The organism is Peribacillus sp. N1 (assembly GCF_054600815.1).
This window is the reverse complement of the sequence record NZ_BAAHZO010000077.1, coordinates 1-245: the sequence shown is the minus strand read 5'-3', so window position 1 is coordinate 245 and position 245 is coordinate 1. Positions and strand designations below refer to the sequence as shown.

1 pseudogene is annotated in these 245 nt (G+C 39.6%); it reads left to right on the top strand.

The window, feature by feature from the left end:
- Nucleotides 1-202: pseudogene (locus ACYP5M_RS26670) on the top strand (phosphoribosylamine--glycine ligase); the annotation flags it as partial.
- Between the last annotated feature and the right edge of the window lie 43 nt (nt 203-245).

Here is a 245-nt window from a genome sequence, read left to right as displayed (position 1 = left end):
AGATTTAATGAAGAACTATAGCATTCCGACCTCGGAATATGAAACATTCTCTGATTATGATTCATCAAAGGCGTATATCGAAAAAATGGGTGCACACATCGTCATAAAAGAGGATGGTTTTGCTGCTGGAAAAGGTGTCGTAGTTTCTTTGACTCTGGAAGAGTCGTTAGATGCAATACTTGATTTGATTGTCGTGGCATAGTTCGGGGATGCATCTGCCAAAGTCGTTATTGAGGATTTACTTG